Consider the following 3281-nt stretch of genomic DNA (forward strand, 5'->3'; position numbering starts at 1 on the left):
GGGGGGGGGGGGGGGGGGGGGTGCCCGACCCCGTGCCAGGGCCCCCCGCGGGCCGGGGGGAGGGCTCTGCTGCGGCGCCTGTCGGCGTCGATCTGGGTACCGCACCCGCGTGGCGAACGCAGGCCGCGTGCGGTACGGAGTCGTGCGCCTCGGGGCTCCGGGTAGAGGGCCGGTGCTGGTCCGAGGGGGTTCGGTCGGCGCGGGCGGGTAGAGGGCCGCGATCACGCCGTCCGGTCCGGGCGGGGCCCGGAGGAGTCACTGTGCGCAGTGACCACCAGGGGCCTGGATCAGGCGGCGTTGACCAGCTTGGTGATCGCCGACTTCTTGTTGGCAGCCTGGTTCTTGTGGATGACGCCCTTGCTGGCGGCCTTGTCGAGGGCCTTGGAGGCCTCGCGGGCCAGCACGGTGGCCTTCTCGGTCTCGCCGGCCGCAGCGGCCTCGCGGGCCTTGCGGATCGCGGTCTTCAGCGAGGACTTGACGGCCTTGTTGCGCAGGCGCGCCTTCTCGTTGGTCTTGTTGCGCTTGATCTGGGACTTGATGTTCGCCACGAAGGAGCCTCAGTCTGTCTAATCGGTCGTGATGGGGCTGCATGCGGTGCCGGGCACCGCAGCGGCTGCGGTCGTGCTGAGAGGGCATGCCGAAGCCAGTTGCAGCGCCCCACGCTACCAGGGGCGACGCGCCCGCCCAAACCGGCGCAGCCGCCCCGCCCGCCTTCCGTGGCCGCCTTCCGCGCCCGCCCTCGGTACCCGCCCCCGGCGGGCCGGACGGCCCGGACCGCTCAGCCCCGCTGCGCCCCGGCCGGCCCCGCGGTGGCCGGCGCCGCCGTGAGCACCGGCTCGCCGTAGTGCTCCACGGCCGGGAACGGCTCGTAGTAGGGGTGCAGCAGGGTGCGCCACTGCTGGTACTCGGCGGAGCCGCGGAAGCCCTCGGTGTGGTCGGCGAGGGTCTCCCACTCCACCTGCAGCAGGAAGCGCGAGCCGAGTCCCTCGTCCAGACAGCGCCGCAGCTCCAGCCCGCGGAACCCGCGCTGCACGGCGATCAGCTCCCGGGCCGTCGCGAAGTCGGCGAGGAAGGCGTCCTCGCGGCCGGGCCGGACGTCCAGCAGTGCGCTCTCAAGGATCATGGAACGCCATCCTGCCGGGCGCGCGACGGGGGTGGAAGAGCTGCCCGGCACGGCGCCGCGCGCTCGTGGGAAGATGGGGGGAGCCATATCGGCCGGACGAGACCGTCCGGTCCCCGGGAAGCCGGTCAGCGATGACCCGGACACCCCGGCCCCCGGACCACACGGAGAATCGGACCAAGGTGCCCGCGACCCCCAGCAATGTGCCAGAGCCCAGCCGGACCGACCCGGCGGTGATCCGCAACTTCTGCATCATCGCCCACATCGACCACGGCAAGTCGACGCTCGCCGACCGGATGCTGCAGATCACCGGTGTCGTCGACCCGCGGCAGATGCGTGCCCAGTACCTCGACCGCATGGACATCGAGCGTGAGCGCGGCATCACCATCAAGTCGCAGGCCGTCCGCCTCCCGTGGGCGCCGAGGACCGGCGCGAACGCCGGTACCACGCACATCCTCAACATGATCGACACCCCGGGGCATGTGGACTTCACGTACGAGGTGTCGCGCTCCCTGGCGGCCTGCGAGGGCACCATCCTGGTGGTCGACGCGGCCCAGGGCATCGAGGCGCAGACCCTCGCCAACCTCTACCTGGCGCTGGAGAACGACCTCACGATCATCCCGGTCCTCAACAAGATCGACCTGCCGGCCGCCCAGCCCGAGAAGTACGCGGCCGAGATCGCGCACATCATCGGCTGCGACCCGGAGTCCGTCCTCAAGGTCAGCGCCAAGACCGGCCTCGGTGTCGAGGACCTGCTCGACCACATCGTCGACAACATCCCGGCCCCGGTCGGCGTCAAGGACGCCCCGGCCCGCGCGATGATCTTCGACTCGGTCTACGACTCCTACCGCGGCGTGGTCACCTACGTCCGTGTCGTCGACGGCCAGCTCACCAAGCGCGAGCGCATCGCGATGATGTCCACCGGCGCCACCCACGAGCTGCTGGAGATCGGCGTCATCTCGCCCGAGCCCAAGGTCGCCGACGGCCTCGGCGTCGGCGAGGTCGGCTACATCATCACCGGTGTGAAGGACGTCCGGCAGTCCAAGGTCGGTGACACGATCACCTCGATGCACAAGGGCGCCACCGAGCCGCTGGGCGGCTACAAGGACCCGCGCCCGATGGTGTTCTCCGGCCTGTACCCGCTGGACGGCTCGGACTACCCGCTGCTGCGCGACGCCCTCGACAAGCTGCGCCTGAACGACGCCGCGCTGGTCTACGAGCCGGAGACCTCGGTCGCCCTCGGCTTCGGCTACCGCTGCGGCTTCCTCGGCCTGCTGCACCTGGAGATCATCCGGGAGCGCCTGGAGCGCGAGTTCAACCTCGACCTGATCTCCACCGCCCCGAACGTGATCTACCGGGTGGTCATGGAGGACGGCACCGAGCACACCGTCACCAACCCGAGCGAGTTCCCCACCGGCAAGATCGCCGAGGTGTTCGAGCCGGTGGTGCGCGGCACCATCCTCGCGCCCAACGAGTTCGTCGGCGCGATCATGGAGCTCTGCCAGTCCCGCCGCGGCAACCTCCAGGGCATGGACTACCTCTCCGAGGACCGCGTCGAGCTGCGCTACACCCTCCCGCTCGCGGAGATCGTGTTCGACTTCTTCGACCAGCTGAAGTCCAAGACCCGCGGCTACGCCTCGCTGGACTACGAGCCCATCGGCGAGCAGAGCGCCCAGCTGGTCAAGGTCGACATCCTGCTGCACGGCGACGCGGTGGACGCCTTCTCCGCGATCGTGCACAAGGACAAGGCCTACAACTACGGCGTCATGATGGCCGGCAAGCTCCAGAAGCTGATCCCGCGCCAGCAGTTCGAGGTGCCGATCCAGGCCGCCATCGGCTCCCGGGTGATCGCCCGTGAGACCGTCCGCGCCATCCGCAAGGACGTCCTCGCCAAGTGCTACGGCGGTGACATCTCCCGCAAGCGGAAGCTGCTCGAGAAGCAGAAGGAGGGCAAGAAGCGGATGAAGATGGTCGGCCGGGTCGAGGTCCCGCAGGAGGCCTTCATCGCCGCGCTCTCCACTGACGCGGAGCCGCCGAAGGAGAAGAAGTAACCCAGGCGCGCCCGGAGGGGCGGCGGCCCCGCCCCCCCCCCCCCGGGGGCGCCCCCGGGGGGCGGGGCGCCGGCGCCCCGCCGGCCCCCCCCCCCCCCCCCCCGCGCCCG

General features: G+C 71.0%; 3 protein-coding genes. 1 reads left to right on the top strand and 2 read right to left on the bottom strand.

The window, feature by feature from the left end; all coding sequences use genetic code 11:
* Positions 1-287: 287 nt before the first annotated feature.
* Positions 288-548 (bottom strand): 30S ribosomal protein S20, encoded by a 261-nt coding sequence (gene rpsT / locus ACFV0G_RS27085; RefSeq protein ID WP_380553233.1) that lies wholly within the window; start codon positions 546-548, stop codon positions 288-290.
* A 230-nt stretch (positions 549-778) separates the two neighbouring features.
* A complete protein-coding gene (locus ACFV0G_RS27090; RefSeq protein ID WP_380553236.1) occupies positions 779-1123 on the bottom strand; it encodes an antibiotic biosynthesis monooxygenase family protein in 345 nt (114 codons plus the stop codon).
* A 179-nt stretch (positions 1124-1302) separates the two neighbouring features.
* Here ACFV0G_RS27090 and lepA point away from each other — a divergent pair, with 179 nt between their 5' ends.
* Positions 1303-3171: a translation elongation factor 4 gene (lepA, locus tag ACFV0G_RS27095; protein WP_380553239.1), complete on the top strand. Its 1869-nt coding sequence runs from the start codon at positions 1303-1305 to the stop codon at positions 3169-3171.
* The last annotated feature ends 110 nt before the right edge of the window (positions 3172-3281 follow it).

Source organism: Kitasatospora sp. NPDC059571, from assembly GCF_042735675.1.
Lineage (GTDB): Bacteria > Actinomycetota > Actinomycetes > Streptomycetales > Streptomycetaceae > Kitasatospora.